This is a genomic window from Flavobacterium sp. Leaf359, assembly GCF_001423985.1.
Lineage (GTDB): Bacteria > Bacteroidota > Bacteroidia > Flavobacteriales > Flavobacteriaceae > Flavobacterium > Flavobacterium lindanitolerans.
The window spans coordinates 384,248-400,314 of the sequence record NZ_LMPW01000012.1 but is presented as its reverse complement, the minus strand read 5'-3'; the positions used below and the strand labels follow the sequence as shown (position 1 = coordinate 400,314).

Annotated in this window: 17 protein-coding genes; 11 read left to right on the top strand and 6 right to left on the bottom strand. The window is 36.8% G+C overall.

Annotated features, from left to right (window positions below; translation table 11 throughout):
• Window positions 1-27 precede the first annotated feature (27 nt).
• From ASG38_RS10145 to ASG38_RS10135, 3 genes are read left to right on the top strand one after another with little or no spacing between them, the layout of a single operon-like run.
• The gene (locus tag ASG38_RS10145) at window positions 28-1,461 is read left to right on the top strand and encodes a CCA tRNA nucleotidyltransferase (RefSeq protein WP_056070074.1); all 1,434 of its coding nucleotides are present in this window, start codon (window positions 28-30) and stop codon (window positions 1,459-1,461) included.
• Between the two features lie 35 nt (window positions 1,462-1,496).
• On the top strand, window positions 1,497-2,522 hold the full coding sequence (locus tag ASG38_RS10140) for a heme A synthase (RefSeq protein WP_056070072.1): 1,026 nt from the start codon (window positions 1,497-1,499) through the stop codon (window positions 2,520-2,522).
• Window positions 2,523-2,527: 5 nt separating this feature from the next.
• Window positions 2,528-4,225: a S41 family peptidase gene (locus ASG38_RS10135; RefSeq protein ID WP_082482200.1), complete on the top strand. Its 1,698-nt coding sequence runs from the start codon at window positions 2,528-2,530 to the stop codon at window positions 4,223-4,225.
• Between the two features lie 381 nt (window positions 4,226-4,606).
• Here ASG38_RS10135 and ASG38_RS10130 read toward each other — a convergent pair whose 3' ends face one another.
• The 6 genes from ASG38_RS10130 to ASG38_RS10105 form a co-directional block, all read right to left on the bottom strand.
• Window positions 4,607-5,362, bottom strand: a complete 756-nt coding sequence (locus ASG38_RS10130) for a LytTR family DNA-binding domain-containing protein (RefSeq protein ID WP_056070066.1) — start codon at window positions 5,360-5,362, stop codon at window positions 4,607-4,609.
• A 37-nt stretch (window positions 5,363-5,399) separates the two neighbouring features.
• Window positions 5,400-5,717: a 2TM domain-containing protein gene (locus tag ASG38_RS10125; RefSeq protein ID WP_056070062.1), complete on the bottom strand. Its 318-nt coding sequence runs from the start codon at window positions 5,715-5,717 to the stop codon at window positions 5,400-5,402.
• A gap of 4 nt (window positions 5,718-5,721) precedes the next feature.
• The gene (locus ASG38_RS10120; protein ID WP_235498583.1) at window positions 5,722-6,066 is read right to left on the bottom strand and encodes a 2TM domain-containing protein; all 345 of its coding nucleotides are present in this window, start codon (window positions 6,064-6,066) and stop codon (window positions 5,722-5,724) included.
• Entirely contained in the window at window positions 6,057-7,412 is a 1,356-nt protein-coding gene (locus ASG38_RS10115; protein ID WP_056070059.1) for a 2TM domain-containing protein, read from the bottom strand. The genes ASG38_RS10120 and ASG38_RS10115 overlap by 10 nt, the downstream gene beginning before the upstream one ends.
• Before the next feature lie 21 nt (window positions 7,413-7,433).
• The gene (locus ASG38_RS10110) at window positions 7,434-8,063 is read right to left on the bottom strand and encodes a M48 family metallopeptidase (RefSeq protein ID WP_056070058.1); all 630 of its coding nucleotides are present in this window, start codon (window positions 8,061-8,063) and stop codon (window positions 7,434-7,436) included.
• Between the two features lie 356 nt (window positions 8,064-8,419).
• Window positions 8,420-10,573, bottom strand: coding sequence for a TonB-dependent receptor (locus ASG38_RS10105; protein WP_056070055.1), 2,154 nt, complete (start codon window positions 10,571-10,573; stop codon window positions 8,420-8,422).
• A gap of 166 nt (window positions 10,574-10,739) precedes the next feature.
• On the opposite strand from ASG38_RS10105, the gene ASG38_RS10100 reads away from it, so the two are divergent.
• The 8 genes from ASG38_RS10100 to ASG38_RS10065 all read left to right on the top strand — a co-directional run bounded on the left by ASG38_RS10100 (window position 10,740) and on the right by ASG38_RS10065 (window position 16,052).
• Window positions 10,740-11,117 carry a glyoxalase/bleomycin resistance/extradiol dioxygenase family protein gene (locus tag ASG38_RS10100; RefSeq protein WP_056070051.1) on the top strand — a complete coding sequence of 126 codons (378 nt, stop codon included), beginning with the start codon at window positions 10,740-10,742 and terminating at the stop codon, window positions 11,115-11,117.
• 5 nt (window positions 11,118-11,122) lie between these two features.
• Complete coding sequence (locus tag ASG38_RS10095; RefSeq protein ID WP_056071408.1) at window positions 11,123-11,512, top strand: VOC family protein; 390 nt, start codon at window positions 11,123-11,125, stop codon at window positions 11,510-11,512.
• A 105-nt stretch (window positions 11,513-11,617) separates the two neighbouring features.
• Entirely contained in the window at window positions 11,618-12,154 is a 537-nt protein-coding gene (locus ASG38_RS10090) for a hypothetical protein (RefSeq protein ID WP_056070049.1), read from the top strand.
• Between the two features lie 103 nt (window positions 12,155-12,257).
• Window positions 12,258-12,617, top strand: coding sequence for a four helix bundle protein (locus ASG38_RS10085; RefSeq protein WP_056070046.1), 360 nt, complete (start codon window positions 12,258-12,260; stop codon window positions 12,615-12,617).
• A 58-nt stretch (window positions 12,618-12,675) separates the two neighbouring features.
• A complete protein-coding gene (locus ASG38_RS10080; protein WP_056070043.1) occupies window positions 12,676-13,734 on the top strand; it encodes a nucleoid-associated protein in 1,059 nt (352 codons plus the stop codon).
• Window positions 13,735-13,922: 188 nt separating this feature from the next.
• A complete protein-coding gene (locus ASG38_RS10075) occupies window positions 13,923-14,162 on the top strand; it encodes a hypothetical protein (protein WP_056070040.1) in 240 nt (79 codons plus the stop codon).
• A gap of 93 nt (window positions 14,163-14,255) precedes the next feature.
• Entirely contained in the window at window positions 14,256-15,152 is an 897-nt protein-coding gene (locus tag ASG38_RS10070; RefSeq protein WP_056071404.1) for an ABC transporter ATP-binding protein, read from the top strand.
• Window positions 15,153-15,212: 60 nt separating this feature from the next.
• Window positions 15,213-16,052, top strand: coding sequence for an ABC transporter permease subunit (locus tag ASG38_RS10065; RefSeq protein WP_056070037.1), 840 nt, complete (start codon window positions 15,213-15,215; stop codon window positions 16,050-16,052).
• The last annotated feature ends 15 nt before the right edge of the window (window positions 16,053-16,067 follow it).

Sequence of the window (16,067 nt, the reverse complement as noted above, 5' to 3'; positions counted from 1 at the left end):
GCGGTTCTCAGAACTTTAAGCATAATAATGAAAGACAAAACTTCATATAAAGAAGCAGTAAACAGCAAAATATTCCATGTAATCGCGCAGGCTTCTAAAGAGCTCAACATTGACAGTTATGTTATTGGAGGATTCGTACGGGATTTACTTTTAAAAAGAAAATTTAAAAAAGATATCGATATTGTTGCTGTTGGAAGCGGCATTGAGCTGGCTTTGAAAGTTTCTGAAATGCTTCCAAAAAAACCAAAAGTCCAGGTTTTTAAAACTTATGGAACGGCCATGCTCCGATTTGAAGATACCGAAATTGAATTTGTAGGCGCCAGAAAGGAGTCCTATCATTTTGAAAGCAGAAATCCTGTAGTTGAAAACGGAACTTTGGAAGACGACCAAAACCGCAGGGATTTCACCATCAATGCTTTGGCCATTTCACTAAATGAGGCCAATTTCGGAGAACTTGTTGACCCGTTCAATGGATTATCCGACCTGGAACTCAAAATCATAAAGACGCCTCTCAATCCGGATATTACTTTTTCTGACGACCCGCTTCGTATGATGCGCGCTATTCGTTTTGCGGCGCAATTAAACTTTGATATAGAAGAAGAATCCCTCAAGGCAATCGAACGAAACAGAGAAAGAATAAAGATTATTTCCGGTGAACGAATTGTTGACGAGTTAAATAAAATATTGATGACAGACAAGCCTTCCATTGGCTTTCTCCTGTTGCATCAAACCAAGTTATTACACATCATTTTACCTGAGTTGACAGCACTTGAAGGTGTAGATGAATCTGAAGGACAAACCCATAAGGACAATTTTTACCATACTTTGGAAGTTGTCGATAATATTGCCCCTAATACAGATGATGTTTGGCTTCGATGGGCTGCCCTGCTCCACGATATTGGAAAAGCGCCTACAAAACGCCACCATAAAAAAAACGGATGGTCGTTCCACGGCCATGAATTTGTTGGCGGAAAAATGGTCAAGAAATTATTTGAAAGGCTTCATATGCCATTGAACCATAAAATGAAGTATGTTTCCAAAATGGTAATGATGAGTTCGCGTCCCATCGTATTATCACAGGATATCGTAACCGATTCTGCCGTAAGAAGGCTTGTTTTTGATGCCGGAGAAGATATTGAAGACCTGATGGTTTTATGCGAGGCAGACATCACGACAAAGAATCCGAACAAATTCAAAAAATACCATAATAATTTCAAGATTGTACGCCAAAAGATTGTGGAAGTGGAAGAGCGCGACCACATCAGAAAGTTTCAGCCGCCTATCTCCGGAGAAGAAATCATGGAAACATTCGGCTTAAAGCCCGGAAGAGAAATCGGTATATTGAAAGAAGCTATTAAGGAGGCTATTCTTGAAGGAGAAATCCCTAACGAATATCAGCCCGCCTATGATTTCATGCTGAAAAGAGCGGAAAAATTAGGATTGCAAAAAACAGCCAACTAGGCACCTCATCCAATTCGAATTCAAACTAACTAAAAATGAAAAAATATTTTTCCTCCATTACCAAAACAGCCCTGATTCTGGTTTATTTGGTAATCATTGCCGGTGCTTTAGTACGAATGACCGGTTCCGGAATGGGTTGTCCGGACTGGCCTAAATGTTTTGGCTACTATATTCCGCCAACAGATATTTCTGAACTTACGTGGTCGCCTGAACGCGAATTTAAAAAAGGGCAGGTAATTATTCGTGGCGAAAAATTGCTCGTGGCACAGGAAGATTTCAAATCAGGCAGTGAATTTGAGGAAAACTATTGGCAGGTTTATACAAAACACGACTATGCCTCGTTTAATCCAACGCATACCTGGGTAGAATATATTAACCGTTTGGTTGGAGCGTTGGCCGGATTGGCCTGCTTTGTCATGGCTGTCTTTTCTTTCAGCCTTTGGAAACAGAATAAAAAGATAACGCTCCTTTCATGGCTTGTGGTCTTTTTAATGGGTTTCCAGGCCTGGTTAGGAGCAACCGTTGTTTATTCTGTACTGAATCCGGTAAAAATTACCATCCACATGGTGATGGCGCTATTAATTGTATGCATCATTCTGTACATTTTAAATCTGGCAAAGCCAAAACCGGCAACACCTCTAAAATTTGACAAAGTTTTTGACAGCGTCCTGATTATTTCGCTGATATTGACATTAACTCAGATTATCTTAGGGACACAGGTACGCCAATTTGTGGATGAACAGGTTAAAATTTATGGCTATGATGCCATGCATAAAATTCTGGAAGACCCTATTATCGGGTTTTATTTCCACAGAACTTTTTCATTTGTAGTCTTGCTTATCAATGTAATTCTAATTACCCGAAACAATAAATTACAGCTAGGTTTCAAAAAAATCAATTGGGTGATGTGGCTTTTAGGCATTGAGATACTTTCGGGAATTGTGATGTATTGGTACGATTTCCCGTTTGGTTCACAAACCATACATCTTGTTATCGCATCACTTTTGTTTGGAACGCAGTTTTACCTAATTTTAGAAAGTAAAAACAGAGAAATCAAATAACATTTATGAAACAGCCCTTCTTAGTGATTTGCAGTTGTCTTTTAGTGACCACAATGGCTTTAGGCCAAAATAAAAAATCCATTTCGGATAAAGACCTGATAACAATCTGCAAAACCTGGGGACTGTTAAAGTATTATGAACCTGTTCTTTCAAGCGGTAAAATAGATGCCGATTCTTTATTGGTTACGGCTTTAGACCAAAAGCTTCCTGCAGAAAAAACCATAGCAGACTGGATTGATTTTCTGAAAACTAAAACCGTGATAAAAAAGGCTGAAGCGGTAATTTGTAAAGACCAGGACAATAGAAACCTGTCAACAGCCTGGATTCAAAAGGATAAGAATCTTAATGCTGCACAAAAAAAATACCTTTCCGCTCTGGTTTCATCCAATCAGATACCGGGTGGCTATTATTGCCAAAAACCAGATTTTATCCGTTATAGTGGCGGTAATGAAAAAACGTACACAGAAAAAGCGTTACAAGAAAACTACCGTATCCTGAACCTGTTCAGGGCCTGGAATGTTATTGAATATTTTTACCCTTATAAATATGGCATTTCAAAACAATGGGATGATGTTTTAAAAGAATTTATCCCATTGGTTAAAAATGCAACTGATGCACTTTCTTATAAAAAAACAATGATGCTTTTTTCAGGCTCAATTGAAGACACGCATTCAAGAATTGAACCTGTAAATTACAAAGAGATTTTTGGAAATTATGGTGCCCCTTTTACCTATCAGATAGCCGAAAATAAAATTGTAGTTACAAAACCTGTTGATGTTGAAATATGCAAAGCTTTAGGCATTGAATATGGAGATGTAATTGAAACCGTAAATGGCGAATCTATTGACAGGATTATCCAAAGAAATTCAAAATACATTTCGGCTTCCAATACTTCTGTAAAAATCAGAGATTCCTATAATTATATGTTCTATGGCGAAAAAGGAAATTTTACGATTAAAGGATACGACAAAAACAAAAAGCCATTTGAAAAAAAGATTGATAGAATTGACAGAACAGGTGGGTTATGGTTTGAAAATGGAATTCCTGACAACAGCTTAGTACGTTATGATGAAACTGCAAAAAAAGTAATCTACTCAGCTATCAATAAGGACAATATAGGCTACATTGACTTTTCTTTTTTCGAAACTTCTGAAGTTGACAGCATTATGAAGGCTATGAAAAATACAAAAGGAATAGTGTTTGACTTGAGAGGTTACAGTACAAACGGCGGAGTTGTAAAAACTTTCAACTATCTTTTTCCGGAACCTAAATGGTTTGGTATTCTGACCAGACCTGATTTTGGCAAACCAGGAAGATTCTGCTGGCAGGATTACATAATTAGAGAAGACTATAAATACATTGGCAAGGAAAATCCTGATTATTATAAAGGTCATGTCGTTATCCTTATTAATGAAAATACGCAGAGCCTTTTTGAAATGTGGTCTATGATTTTCAAAACAGCTCCAAATATTACCGTTATAGGAAGCCAGACAGCCGGAGCCGACGGTAACGAAACTACTATTCCTTTAGTGAATGGCGAAAAAATGATTTTTTCCGGTGTAGGAATCTTTTATCCGGATAAAAAAGAAACGCAGAGAATAGGAATTGTTCCTGACATTAAAGTAAAACCAACCATTTCTGACCTTCAAAATAAGCGGGACCCACTTATCGAAAAAGGCTTTGAAGTGATACTTAAAAAATAAATTGATTATCTGAAACCCTATTAAAAGTAAACTCCAGCTTTGCGTCTCTGTCCCTTTGCGAGCAACTATTTCACGCAAAGACGCGGAGTCGCAAAATTTCTAATAATAAAAATATTATATAACTAATTATCAAAATGATATAACATTTCTGTGCTAGTCTTATAGTAACTTTACAATACAGAAATCGCACAAAAAGAATCAAATCTTTATTTGATTTTGAGTTCATTTTTTAATCTGTAGTAATCAGGAAAAATTTGGAAAAATTCAGTAAAATGAATTTAAAATAAACAAATTTACCATTACATAATAAGACCAAAAAAATGATCCAAGGACTGTTTCATTAGCTTTATCAACCCGATAGCTTTTGAAACAGTTTCTTTTTTAGCCTATCCAGTTTTTAAAATCATTGACCCGTTCCCGGCTAACAATTACTTCATCTTCCTTATAAGTTGGAAGGATTAATTTCAGTCTTGAATTGCTGTATACTACAATATCCTTAATTGTTTTCATAGGAACAATGAATTTGCGGCTCACGCGGAAAAAGTCTTTAGGATCCAATTCGGTTTCAAGCTGCTCCAGAGTTCCTTCCAGAAGATAATCCCTGTTGTCTGTCGTATGCAGATAAGTACCTTTATTTTCACTATAAAAGCATTCTACCTCATCAATATTAATCATTTTCAGATGCTGTCCGGTTTTAATCGTAAAACGTTTCTTGTAGTTTTTAGTATCCGGACTGACAAGCATTTTTTTTATCATTTCCAAATCCAGAGACATGGATTCGGCTTTTGGCTGTCGGGATTTGAATTTATTTACGGCTGCTTCCAAATCATCTTCATCAATAGGCTTCAACAGATAATCAATACTGTTTAATTTGAATGCTCTTAATGCATATTCATCATAAGCAGTTGTAAAAATAATGGCACTTTTTATATCAATAGCATCAAAAATTTCAAATGATAGTCCATCAGAAAGCTGGATATCTAAAAAAATCAAATCCGGGTGCGGGTTATCCTGAAACCAGTTGATGGCTTCTTCTACAGAATGAAGCATCGTACTTGTTTCTATATCCAATTTTTGAAGCTTTCTCTGCAGCAATCTTGCTGATGGTTTTTCGTCTTCGATAATTATGGTGGTCATGATTTGATGGTATTAATTTTGATTTTTTGATTAAAAGCTACTCCCATTTTGAAGCTTTCTCCCTTTTCATAATCTCGTTGATTTTCTTTTCTTCCCAATCTCCTCCTAAAAAGATATTTTTTCCAAAGACGGAAGCAGCATGAACAGCCAACCCAAATCCCCAAAAGAAAGCTACTGAAAAAGTAGAAAACTTAAAAAACTCCTCTCCTGGTTTAAGGTCAAAATAGTGTCGTGAAATAAGAAATAAATTCACCAACACATAAGCAATCAAATGCTTATAAAATCCTAAGATTGATTTAACACGTTTCTGCGCGCGTTCCAATCTTCGTTGTTCTTGTTCAGTTAGATTTTCCATTTTCTTATTTGATATTTTGTTGATAATAGTCCTGTTTTCTTTTTTCCTTTTCAATAATCTCTTTTATTTTTTTCTCTTCCCAATTTTTTCCCAGAAAAGGATTGTATCCGAATGCGGCCATTCCGTGGCATAAAAGCCCTGTACCCCAGCCCAACATTGAAAACCAGAACCATTGAAATTCAGGAGTAAAAACCAGATTGATGATAATCAGTATTGGAATGATGATACAATACATCGTGAGGTTGTAATAAAATCCCCTGATTTCTTTTGCTCTTTTTTTGGCTCTTTCATAAGCCATTTTTTCAGAATTAAAATTTTCCATGACCATTTGGGTTATTATTACTGCCATTTGTCTTGCTTGTCTTTTTCCATCAGTTCTCTGATTTTCTTCTCTTCCCAATCACTGCCTAAAAACGGCATATAGTTAAAAACAGTCATTCCATGTATTGCTACTCCTATTCCCCATCCAATTGCAGGATAAAGAAACCATAAATGAGCTGGAGAGGTTATCAGATTCAACGCTGCCAATCCAATATTTACTACGATATAAGAGGTCAGGTTGCCATAAAACCCTTTAATATCTTCTACCTTTTTTTGCGCTTTACGATAAGTGCTTTCTTGTGTATTATAATCTGTTTCCATAATTGCTATTTGTTTGGTGAGCATTGGCAGTTCCACTCTGAAATGTTTTTCCGTCTGCTCAATTCTTACTTTCCTGTTGGTTATAATTGAATACCGGTCAACGATATTCTGCAGTCCTACTCCTTTTCTGTCTTGCAGGACTTCTTTTTTCTGATAATCATTTTCAATAATCAGATAATCGCCTTTTTCATAAATTCTGATATGCAAAGGCTTTGTTTCGCTGGCAATGTTGTGTTTTACCGTATTTTCCAATAGAAGCTGTAACGACAGCGGAACTACTTTTGCCTCCGGATTTTTAACCGATTCCGGCAGTTCATAAAACACACTGTTTTCAAATCGCATTTTCAGGAGATTCATGTACGTTTTGGCAAACGAAAGCTCTTCTTCCACGCTTACCAATTCCTTATCTTTTTGCTCCAAAACATAACGGTAGATTTTAGATAGCGACGTTGTGAACTTTTGTGCATTGTCCTGGTTTTCTTCAATGAGCGATGTCAATACGTTCAGGCTGTTGAACAGGAAATGCGGGTCAATCTGGTTCTTTAATGTCTCAAACTTTGCAGAGGCTGTTCCGGCAATAATCTTTTGTTCCTTAACTTTATTTTCCTGAGATTTCTTGTAGAAATAAATCAAATGGAAAGCCAGAGTCACGACCATGGTTATCATCAGACAGACAACATAGAACCTATGGTTTTCATTGGCTATAAATTCCGAATAACTCCTTTGCTCCAGAACCAATGCAATGAACAATCTTATGATAAAAATTCCAATAACAGTAAGAACAACACTTCCAAGAATACTAAGGGTAAATCTATATCTTTTGTATTTCTTCCACTCTATTCTATTGTTCATAAAATCAAAATAGGTAGAATTGATAGCGGTTAGTATAATACCATATAAAAAGTAATACCCCATTTCCTTAAACAAAGAAGCATCTATCTTAAAACTTCTTCCAAACATGGCTTCAAGCACAAACATTATTGCTATGATGGCACAACTAACAACAAAACCTGTTACGATAGTCTTAAAAAAATATTTGATAGCTTTTTGCATGGAAGAAGTGATTGGTAATTATTATTTCTTTTTATTGCACTCTTTCTGAGCTTCTAAGGCTCTGTCTAATCCCCAGCTTGGGTGAAAAGGAGTTTCCGGTTTAAATTTAGCAAAAAGTTCTATTGCTTTGTCAATCTCCGCGCACATTGGTTTGGTGTCATTCCCGAAATAACGCGCTCCTCCAATTTCAAATTCTGCTTTTGAAAATAATGCTCTTGGGTTTTCCGGAGCTATTGCCAAAGCTTTATTATAAATTTCTATTGTCTTTGCTGAAAGTTTCATTCCGTTTGTCATTGGGTCAGACACAATCCAGGCTGTATTAATCATTGCCTGTAGTACTAACAATTCCGGATTTTCAGGATTTTTATCCAGTTCTATATTCAATGCTTCCTGAGCTTTCCCTAACAACGCAGCTACCTTATCTTTATCTTTTGTCTGAAAAGCCGCTGTCGTATTGACCATTGACACATAATAATTTGGAAGCCAGTTGTTTTTTTCTGCAGATGCTATTCTTTCAAACATAGCCGATGCTTCTGTAGTTTTTCCTTCACCCCAAAGCGCAAAAGCTTTCTGCATTCCTTGTTCATATTGTGTTTGTGCACCTACTAAGGAAGTCACAAAAAAAACGAGAGTAATGATACATTTTGTCATAATTGAAAATTTTTAGGTTGGTATTATTTTTTTGATGATTGAAACGGTTATTATTCTGATACAAATTTGCTTCGGAATTTTATCTTTTAAAAAAGAGACTTACTGAGTTGTTGAATTTTAGGGATGAATTGTTTTTTTAAGTAGCTAAGGTTCTAAGTTACTGAGGTACTAAGGTTTTGAGATGTGAAGGTAAATGTTTTGGTTCTTTAACTCAGTGCCTTAGCAACTCAGTATCTTAGTGTCTTTCTTAATTATCTTCTTTCAAAAAGCACTCACATCTATATTCCAAGAACTGACCTCAGCACCTTAGAACCTCAGTACCTTAGCCACTTTTAAACAAACCACTTAGCAACTCTCTATAAATTCTTCAACTGATTATCTTTCTTATTGTCACTTATTGTCCAGAAAAAGCCAACAAATATGAAGCGGTCTGCCGGTTGTCCTATAGCCCTGTGTTGGAATTGGCCGCTGGCATCAGGATTGTTTGCATACTGGTATCCGAAGACATTATCAGTTCCCAAAACATTTGACACTGAGAAATAAAGTATTTTTTGTTGTGAAACCAAATAAGCCCAACTCAGACTCAGGTTGTTATAAGACTTTGTTTTTCCGTTCATAAAACTGGTTTCGTTAGGATTATTATAAGGTCTTCCTGAATTAAAGCTATGAGTTAATCCAATTTGAGACCTCAGGCTGTTTATCCAATATTTTGTAACTACAGAAAACGAATGGTCTGCCACGAAACTAGGGGTCACTTCTTTTGGATAATTTTTAAAATCTCTTTCCGTATCGATATAAGAATAAGAAAACCAGTACTCCAGATTCTTAAATGTTGTATTATCTCTCCAATACAGGTCGATTCCTTTTGCAAAACCTTTTCCGTTATTATTAAATTGAGAGTCAAACTGAACTGTTTGAGTATCATATTTTACCAAATCTCTGTATTGCTTAAAATAAGCTTCGGCGCGGAATATTCTCCCGGTCTTGCTGTATTCATAATTCAATATATAGTGTGACGTTTTCTCACTTTCGAATTGGTTGGAATATTTCAGGTATTCCTGTCTTGGTGATTGTACAAAATCTCCATAAGCAAAAGACAGCTGTCCGTTATCACTTACCTTGTAACCCAAAGAAAATCTTGGTGAAAGGTTAGACTCCTGTAATAAATCGGTATACGAAAAACGGAAACCGGCTTTAGCTGCAAATCTTTTTGAGAAAAAAACATTCGTTTCTGCATAGGCCGCTGCAATATTATTGTCATATCCTGAAGAAAAGGTGCTTCCTGCATTTTGGGCATAATCTTCATCAAATTTAGTCGTGAAATAATCAGCCCCAGCGGTCAATTTTATTCTTTCGGTAATATTTTTACCAATTTTTATCTTCATATGCGTAGCATGTTCGGCATTTTTCACATCATCCAAAGCTATTCCTATCTTATTATGCGAATAGCCATAGCTAATTCCTGTAGTCAGTTGATAGTTGCTTCCAAAATATCCTTTATAAGAAGAATTCAGATAGAAATTATTATTTCGTACATCTACCCTGATTTTTTCAGGACGGTTAATATCTTCCTGGTTCAGGTCAAAATCTGCCGCATCAAAAGCCATGTAGGTCTTCAGGGTTCCATTATTAAAATGATAGCGGTAAACCAACTCTCCTGAAATGGACTGATAGGCCCTGTTCCAATCTACAGCTTGTGGAACCGCTGCCTGATAAGGTGCCAGATTCGCATAGGAAGCATTTACGCTTAAAGAACTCTTTTCCCATTTTTGCGTATTTCCCAATCCTAAACCAACAGTCATCAATGAAATTTCTGTCTTTTCCTGGTCCGGGTCTTCGATTGTATTCAACAACAAAACACTTGACAATGCTTCTCCATATTCTGCACTGTAACCTCCCGTTGAAAAGGCAATACCGCTAAAAAGAAAAGGAGAAAATCGCCCTCGTGTTGGCAGGTTGTTTGTTGTTGCACCGTAGGGTTGTGAAACGCGAAGCCCGTCAACATACGTCTGCGTCTCATCGGCCTCACCTCCTCTTACAAAAAGACGGCCGTCTTCTCCAACTGTCTGCGCTCCCGGCAAAGTAAGCAATGCCCCAACAATATCTCCAGCAGCACCTGCCGTCGTAACAATGTCCAAAGGTTTTAAAACTGAAGTTCTTGCTTTATCACCCGACTCAAATGTTCCGGCAGTAATCACAACGGCATCAAGCGTATTAACCGATTCTTTAAGTTTTACAGTTCTGTTCTTAAAATCCTCAACCGTTATTTCTTGGTTATAGGCTTCAAAAGTTAAAGAGGTAACCACAAGATTTTGCTTTCCGGTTACAGTAGTCTGAAAACTGAAATTTCCCTGTTCATCTGAAGAATCCCCGTCATAGGTTCCTTCAATAAAAACATTGGCTCCCGTAACAGGACGTCCCTTTTCATCAGTGACTTTTCCTGAAATAGTTTGCTGCGCAAAAGTTGCGGCAGATAACATAAGAAACAGTAGTGTAAAAATATTTTTCATTGATTAGGTGTTTTTGATGGAGCAAAGTTGCATTTGGAAAACTTTCTTTCATAATAAAGATTACCGAATTGTAATTTTTCATGGATGAATTGCAATGCTATCACAAAAACCTTCCTCATGTAATTTTGTTTTTATACTTTTAATTAGAATTAATACCGTATCACTTATGAAAATTCCACAGCAATATCTTCCCGTAATGCCTTATCTGATACTGAATAAGGCCAATGACTTTTTAGAATTTTCCAAAACCGTATTAGGAGCCAAAGAACAGCTTATTGTTCCCGGAAAAAACAATTCCGTTATGCATGGCGAAATCAGGATTCAGGATGCCGTTGTAATGTTTGCCCAGGCCAATGACACCTGGCATCAGAAAACATGCGGTATGTTTTTATTCATTGAAAAAATTGACGATGTTTTTAATCTCGCCATACAGAGAGGTTCCAAAATTCTTAAAAATCCGGGACAGGAAGAATACGGGTATACTGCCGGATTTGAAGACCCGTTTGGAAACCAATGGTGGATTACAGAACCTTTAAGAGAATAATCTATATGCTAAAAATCAACAAAGTACACCACATTGCCATAATCTGTTCTGATTATGAAGTATCAAAACATTTTTATACTAAAATCCTGGGGTTTGAAATCATAGCCGAAGCCTATCGCAGCGAAAGAGATTCCTACAAGCTGGATTTGGCACTGAATGGTAATTATTCAATAGAACTTTTTTCATTTCCCAACCCGCCAGGCCGTGTTTCGCGTCCGGAAGCCTGCGGATTACGGCATTTGGCTTTTGAAGTAGACGACATCCAAAAAACAAGGCATTATTTGGTTGAAAACAATCTCAACCCTGAACCGCTGCGAACTGACGAATTCACCAACAAGCGTTTTACATTTATTGCAGACCCTGATAACCTGCCTATTGAATTTTATGAAGCTTAAAAAACAGTTGCTGATTCCGGGTGTATATCAAAAATTCCAAGAAAGCAAAATCTAAAAATCGGAATTTAAATTTTACCTTTGGCGTTTCAAAAATACATTTAGATTATGGTTTATAAATTTAGGGTAATACTCGATGCGGAAGAAGATGTTTTCAGAGATATTGCCATTCAGGACAATGACACTTTAGAAGACCTGCACAATGCTATTGTCAATGCCTTTGGCTTTGACGGCATGGAAGTAGCATCATTTTATACCAGTGACGACCAATGGAATCAGGATGAAGAAATTCCGATGTTTGATACAGGAGATGTACCGGGCGAACAAAAAGTAATGTCTGATTTTGAGCTTTCTGAAGTTTTAGATGAAGAAAGAACAAAAATCATCTATGTTTATGACTTTATCAACATGTGGACTTTCTTTGTTGAACTGGCTGCAATCGAAGAGCATGTTCCGGGACAGGTGTATCCGGATGTATTATTCTCACACGGAATAGTGCCTCTTGAAGCTCCGGACAAAGATTTTAGCGACTCGGCCGTAAATGAATTTGACTATGACGAGGACGAGTTTGACGAAGACGACCTGGATATGTTTGATGGAGGAGATAATTTTGAGGATTACGGATTTGAGGAGAATTGGAATTGATCTGAGGTGCTAAGTTACTGAGGTACTAAGATTCTAAGGTCCTAAGATTCTAAGGCTTTAAGTTTTTTAATATAGAAAGTCTATATTTGAAAAAACGTTATTTATGAGCCACTTTAAAAATCTGCTTATCTGGCAGAAATCTATGACATTAGTTACCTCTATTTACCAGATTACAAGAACATTTCCAAAAGACGAATCATTAGGTCTAACATCGCAAATCAGAAGATGTTCCATTTCAATTCCAAGTAATATTGCTGAGGGTTACAGCAGAGAAAGCCCTAAAGAATATGTCCGATTTCTAAGTATCTCCATTGGTTCTTTATTTGAACTTCAGACACAATTAGAGATTGCAAAAAACATAGAATATTTAACACCAGAACAATTTAACAAACAGTACGAAGACAGTCGGGAAGTTGAGAGAATGCTCATCGCTTTTATAAATAAAATAAAAGAACGTCAATAACCTCAGCAACTTAGCGACTTAGTACCTTTTTACCTTTTTATCTTAGCAACTTAAAAAAATGATCAACTTATTTAACACCCACATCGAAACCCTTTCTGTTCACAGAGTTGGAAACAAAAGCCGTAACGAAGCCTTCTTTTTGTCTGAATCGCCTTATGGGCTGAACGACGAGATCATGCCTTTGCTAAAAGAGTTTTTCTTCAAATCATTTAGGGAAAAAGAAGAGAACTATTTCCAGTTTGCACACGATGTAGATTTGGAATATAACGAAATGTACAACTTTGCCAGCGAGATTTTTGCCAATCCGGGTAGTGTGCATGAAGTTTCAAAAAAAATAACAAAACATCTTTTTGAGCAATCAAATCACCCGCATATCAAAAACGGAGAAGTGTATGTGGCTTACCTTACCAACCTGAGCATTGACAACAATCAGGTAGATGCAGTAGGTGTTTTCAAAAGCGAATTGCAGTCTGACTTCCTTCAATTTGAAGAGAACGGAAGCAATCTGGAAATGATATTGCAACATGGTATCAACCTGAACAAACTGGACAAAGGATGCCTTATTTTTAACCACAAAAAAGAAGAAGGATATAAAATCCTGACGGTAGACAGCAACCGATATGATGCGCGCTACTGGTTAGAGCATTTCCTTTCTGTTGACGCTTTCCAGGATGAAAACTTCATCACTAAAAAATATTTAAAATTCTGTCAGGACTTTGCCAAAGATGTGGTATTACCGGCTGAAGACAAAAAAGAAGAAGTAATGTTCATGAACCGCTCCGTGAACTATTTCGCAAAAAATGACGATTTCGTAGAACAAAACTTCCTGAATGAGGTAATTGACAATCCGGACCTGATGTCGGAATTTAAAAACTACAAGGTCGACAAAGGAGAAAAATACAGCATTGAAGACGTGACTACCTTCCCAATTGCGAATGCGGCAGTTTCGGATGCAAGAAAAAAAATCAAAAATGTCATCAATCTGGATACAAACATCCAAATCAAATTGGATTTCATTAATCCTGAAAGTGCTGAAAAGTTTGTAGAAAAAGGATGGGATGAAGAAAAGCAGATGTATTACTATCTGGTTTATTTTAACAAAGAACAGAAATCCTAAACCTATCGAAATACTTAAAAAATCCCCTTCCGGGGATTTTTTTATTTCTTATACTTCCGGATAACAATTTAGTTTACGCACTCTAACATCTTGTTTACAAAATACATACATTATGTATTTCATCGATTATTTTTGCCGTTAATCGGATAAATTAGTATGTTTATCGTCCCTAACAAACATAACCTACAATGAATCCAAACATCGCCCGCCACAATGTGCTTTTTGAAAAAGCCTTTTGTCGTTTTTTTGGTCATAAGTTTAAGACCACACGAAAAATAACCGACCACTTCAAAGAATTTGAATGCAAAGTGTGCCACCGCTGTGCGACCAATGACATATTAGGCAACAAAATTCATCTTTCTGAAGAAATGAAAGATATCAATAAGGCACTCAATCAGCTTTATGAAAGAAGGCAAATAGCCTTATAAGCTTACAAAAAACAAGTCCGAAAAGAGTTTTAATTTTCTTGTAACAAATTGTTGCCAGGTTCGTCTTACTATAAAACCAAACCTTTATCTATTTTGGAAACCATACTAAAAATTGAAAATCTTTATAAAAACTTCGGACTGGTCAAAGCCGTTAAAAATGTTTCCCTTGAAATCAAAAAAGGAAATGTTTATGGAATTTTAGGTCCGAATGGAAGTGGAAAATCAACCACCCTCGGAATTGTTCTCAATGTTGTCAATAAAACCTCCGGAACCTACAGCTGGTTTGGCGGAGAAATGGAAACCCATGAGGCCCTGAAAAAAGTAGGCGCCATTATCGAAAGGCCTAATTTTTATCCTTACATGACTGCCGAGCAAAACCTTAAGCTCGTTTGTAAGATTAAAGGAACTGATTATTCCAAAATAGACGAAAAGCTTGAAATCGTTGGACTTCTTGACAGGAAAGACAGCAAATTCAGAACTTTCTCGTTAGGAATGAAACAGAGATTGGCTATAGCTTCGGCTTTGCTCAATGACCCGGAAATCCTAATTCTGGACGAACCAACCAACGGTCTCGACCCGCAGGGAATTCGTCAAATCAGAGATATTATCAAAGTAATTGCAGCACAGGGAACCACCATACTTCTTGCCTCTCACCTTTTGGATGAAGTCGAAAAAGTGTGCAGTCACGTATTGGTATTGCGAAAAGGCGAAATCTTATATTCCGGAACTGTTGACGGAATGAATTCTCACGATGGTTTCTTCGAACTGCTGTCAGACAACCTTCAGGAATTAAAAACGGCGTTGGCACAACATCCGTCTATTGAAAAAGTTGAGGAAGAAGAGGGACGCATTATTGCCTATCCAAAAAATCAGCTAAGTGCGGCAGAACTGAATAAATTCCTCTTTGAAAGGAATATAACGCTGAGCCATCTTGTAAAACGCAAGCATAGTCTGGAAGAGCAATTCCTGCAACTGACAAACAACAAATAACAATCCTGAAAACAATCCGAACCGGAGTCTGACATGACGCCCGGACAAAACATACAACCAATGAAACGATTACTATCTATAGAGCTCCAAAAAATTTGGCAGAATAAGGCAAGCAGAGTATTGACCCTTACTTATTTCATTCTGCTTTCGTTTATTGCCCTGATTGCTTCCATCAATTTCAGCTTTTTGGGAATTAACTTCCGTATTGCCGACCAGGGAATTTTTAATTTTCCGTATATCTGGCATTTCAACACCTACATTGCCGCTATCCTTAAATTTTTCCTTGCCGTTGTAATTGTTTCAATGATGGCAAACGAATATACCTATGGAACGCTCAAACAGAATCTTATAGACGGACTGAGCAAAAAAGAATTCATACAGTCAAAATTGATAACCGTTGCACTTTTCGCATTGGGCTCTACAATTTTTATTTTCATCATGTCGATGATATTAGGACTGTGCTTTTCTTCTTATGACGAAGCTGCCATTATCTTTTCCGACCTGGAATATTTTTTGGCCTATTTCATAAAACTCGTGGCCTTCTTCTCGTTCTGTCTTTTTCTGGGCGTATTGGTAAAACGTTCTGCTTTTGCATTAGGTTTCCTGCTTGTATGGTTTTTTGCAGAAAAAATCTTTTACGGACTTCTGAGATGGTTGGTATTTACGAGTACGGAACAGGTCGATAAAGTTGCCGCTTTCCTTCCGTTAGAATCGATGTCAAATCTTATAAAAGAACCATTTACACGTTTCAAGGCTTATAAGGCTATTGAAAATCAGGTCTCTGGTGGTGTAGCTGCAAAAGATTACAGTGTGCACTGGTATGAAATTGTTATTGTTGTCATTTGGACGGTTATTTTTATGTTAATGTCGTATAAAATTCTTCAAAAACGAGATTTATAGTATCTTTGCCGATAC

What these genes read in the sequence shown, in the direction of transcription:
- ASG38_RS10125 (WP_056070062.1), bottom strand. Translation starts at nt 5,717, where the DNA reads ATGGAAAATCTAACTGAACAAGAACAACGAAGATTGGAACGCGCGCAG.
- ASG38_RS10105 (WP_056070055.1), bottom strand. Translation starts at nt 10,573, where the DNA reads ATGAAAAATATTTTTACACTACTGTTTCTTATGTTATCTGCCGCAACT.
- ASG38_RS10130 (WP_056070066.1), bottom strand. Translation starts at nt 5,362, where the DNA reads ATGACCACCATAATTATCGAAGACGAAAAACCATCAGCAAGATTGCTG.
- ASG38_RS10075 (WP_056070040.1), top strand. Translation starts at nt 13,923, where the DNA reads ATGAATCCAAACATCGCCCGCCACAATGTGCTTTTTGAAAAAGCCTTT.
- ASG38_RS10145 (WP_056070074.1), top strand. Translation starts at nt 28, where the DNA reads ATGAAAGACAAAACTTCATATAAAGAAGCAGTAAACAGCAAAATATTC.
- ASG38_RS10135 (WP_082482200.1), top strand. Translation starts at nt 2,528, where the DNA reads ATGAAACAGCCCTTCTTAGTGATTTGCAGTTGTCTTTTAGTGACCACA.
- ASG38_RS10080 (WP_056070043.1), top strand. Translation starts at nt 12,676, where the DNA reads ATGATCAACTTATTTAACACCCACATCGAAACCCTTTCTGTTCACAGA.
- ASG38_RS10100 (WP_056070051.1), top strand. Translation starts at nt 10,740, where the DNA reads ATGAAAATTCCACAGCAATATCTTCCCGTAATGCCTTATCTGATACTG.
- ASG38_RS10085 (WP_056070046.1), top strand. Translation starts at nt 12,258, where the DNA reads ATGAGCCACTTTAAAAATCTGCTTATCTGGCAGAAATCTATGACATTA.
- ASG38_RS10110 (WP_056070058.1), bottom strand. Translation starts at nt 8,063, where the DNA reads ATGACAAAATGTATCATTACTCTCGTTTTTTTTGTGACTTCCTTAGTA.
- ASG38_RS10095 (WP_056071408.1), top strand. Translation starts at nt 11,123, where the DNA reads ATGCTAAAAATCAACAAAGTACACCACATTGCCATAATCTGTTCTGAT.
- ASG38_RS10065 (WP_056070037.1), top strand. Translation starts at nt 15,213, where the DNA reads ATGAAACGATTACTATCTATAGAGCTCCAAAAAATTTGGCAGAATAAG.
- ASG38_RS10140 (WP_056070072.1), top strand. Translation starts at nt 1,497, where the DNA reads ATGAAAAAATATTTTTCCTCCATTACCAAAACAGCCCTGATTCTGGTT.
- ASG38_RS10120 (WP_235498583.1), bottom strand. Translation starts at nt 6,066, where the DNA reads ATGGCAGTAATAATAACCCAAATGGTCATGGAAAATTTTAATTCTGAA.
- ASG38_RS10090 (WP_056070049.1), top strand. Translation starts at nt 11,618, where the DNA reads ATGGTTTATAAATTTAGGGTAATACTCGATGCGGAAGAAGATGTTTTC.
- ASG38_RS10115 (WP_056070059.1), bottom strand. Translation starts at nt 7,412, where the DNA reads ATGCAAAAAGCTATCAAATATTTTTTTAAGACTATCGTAACAGGTTTT.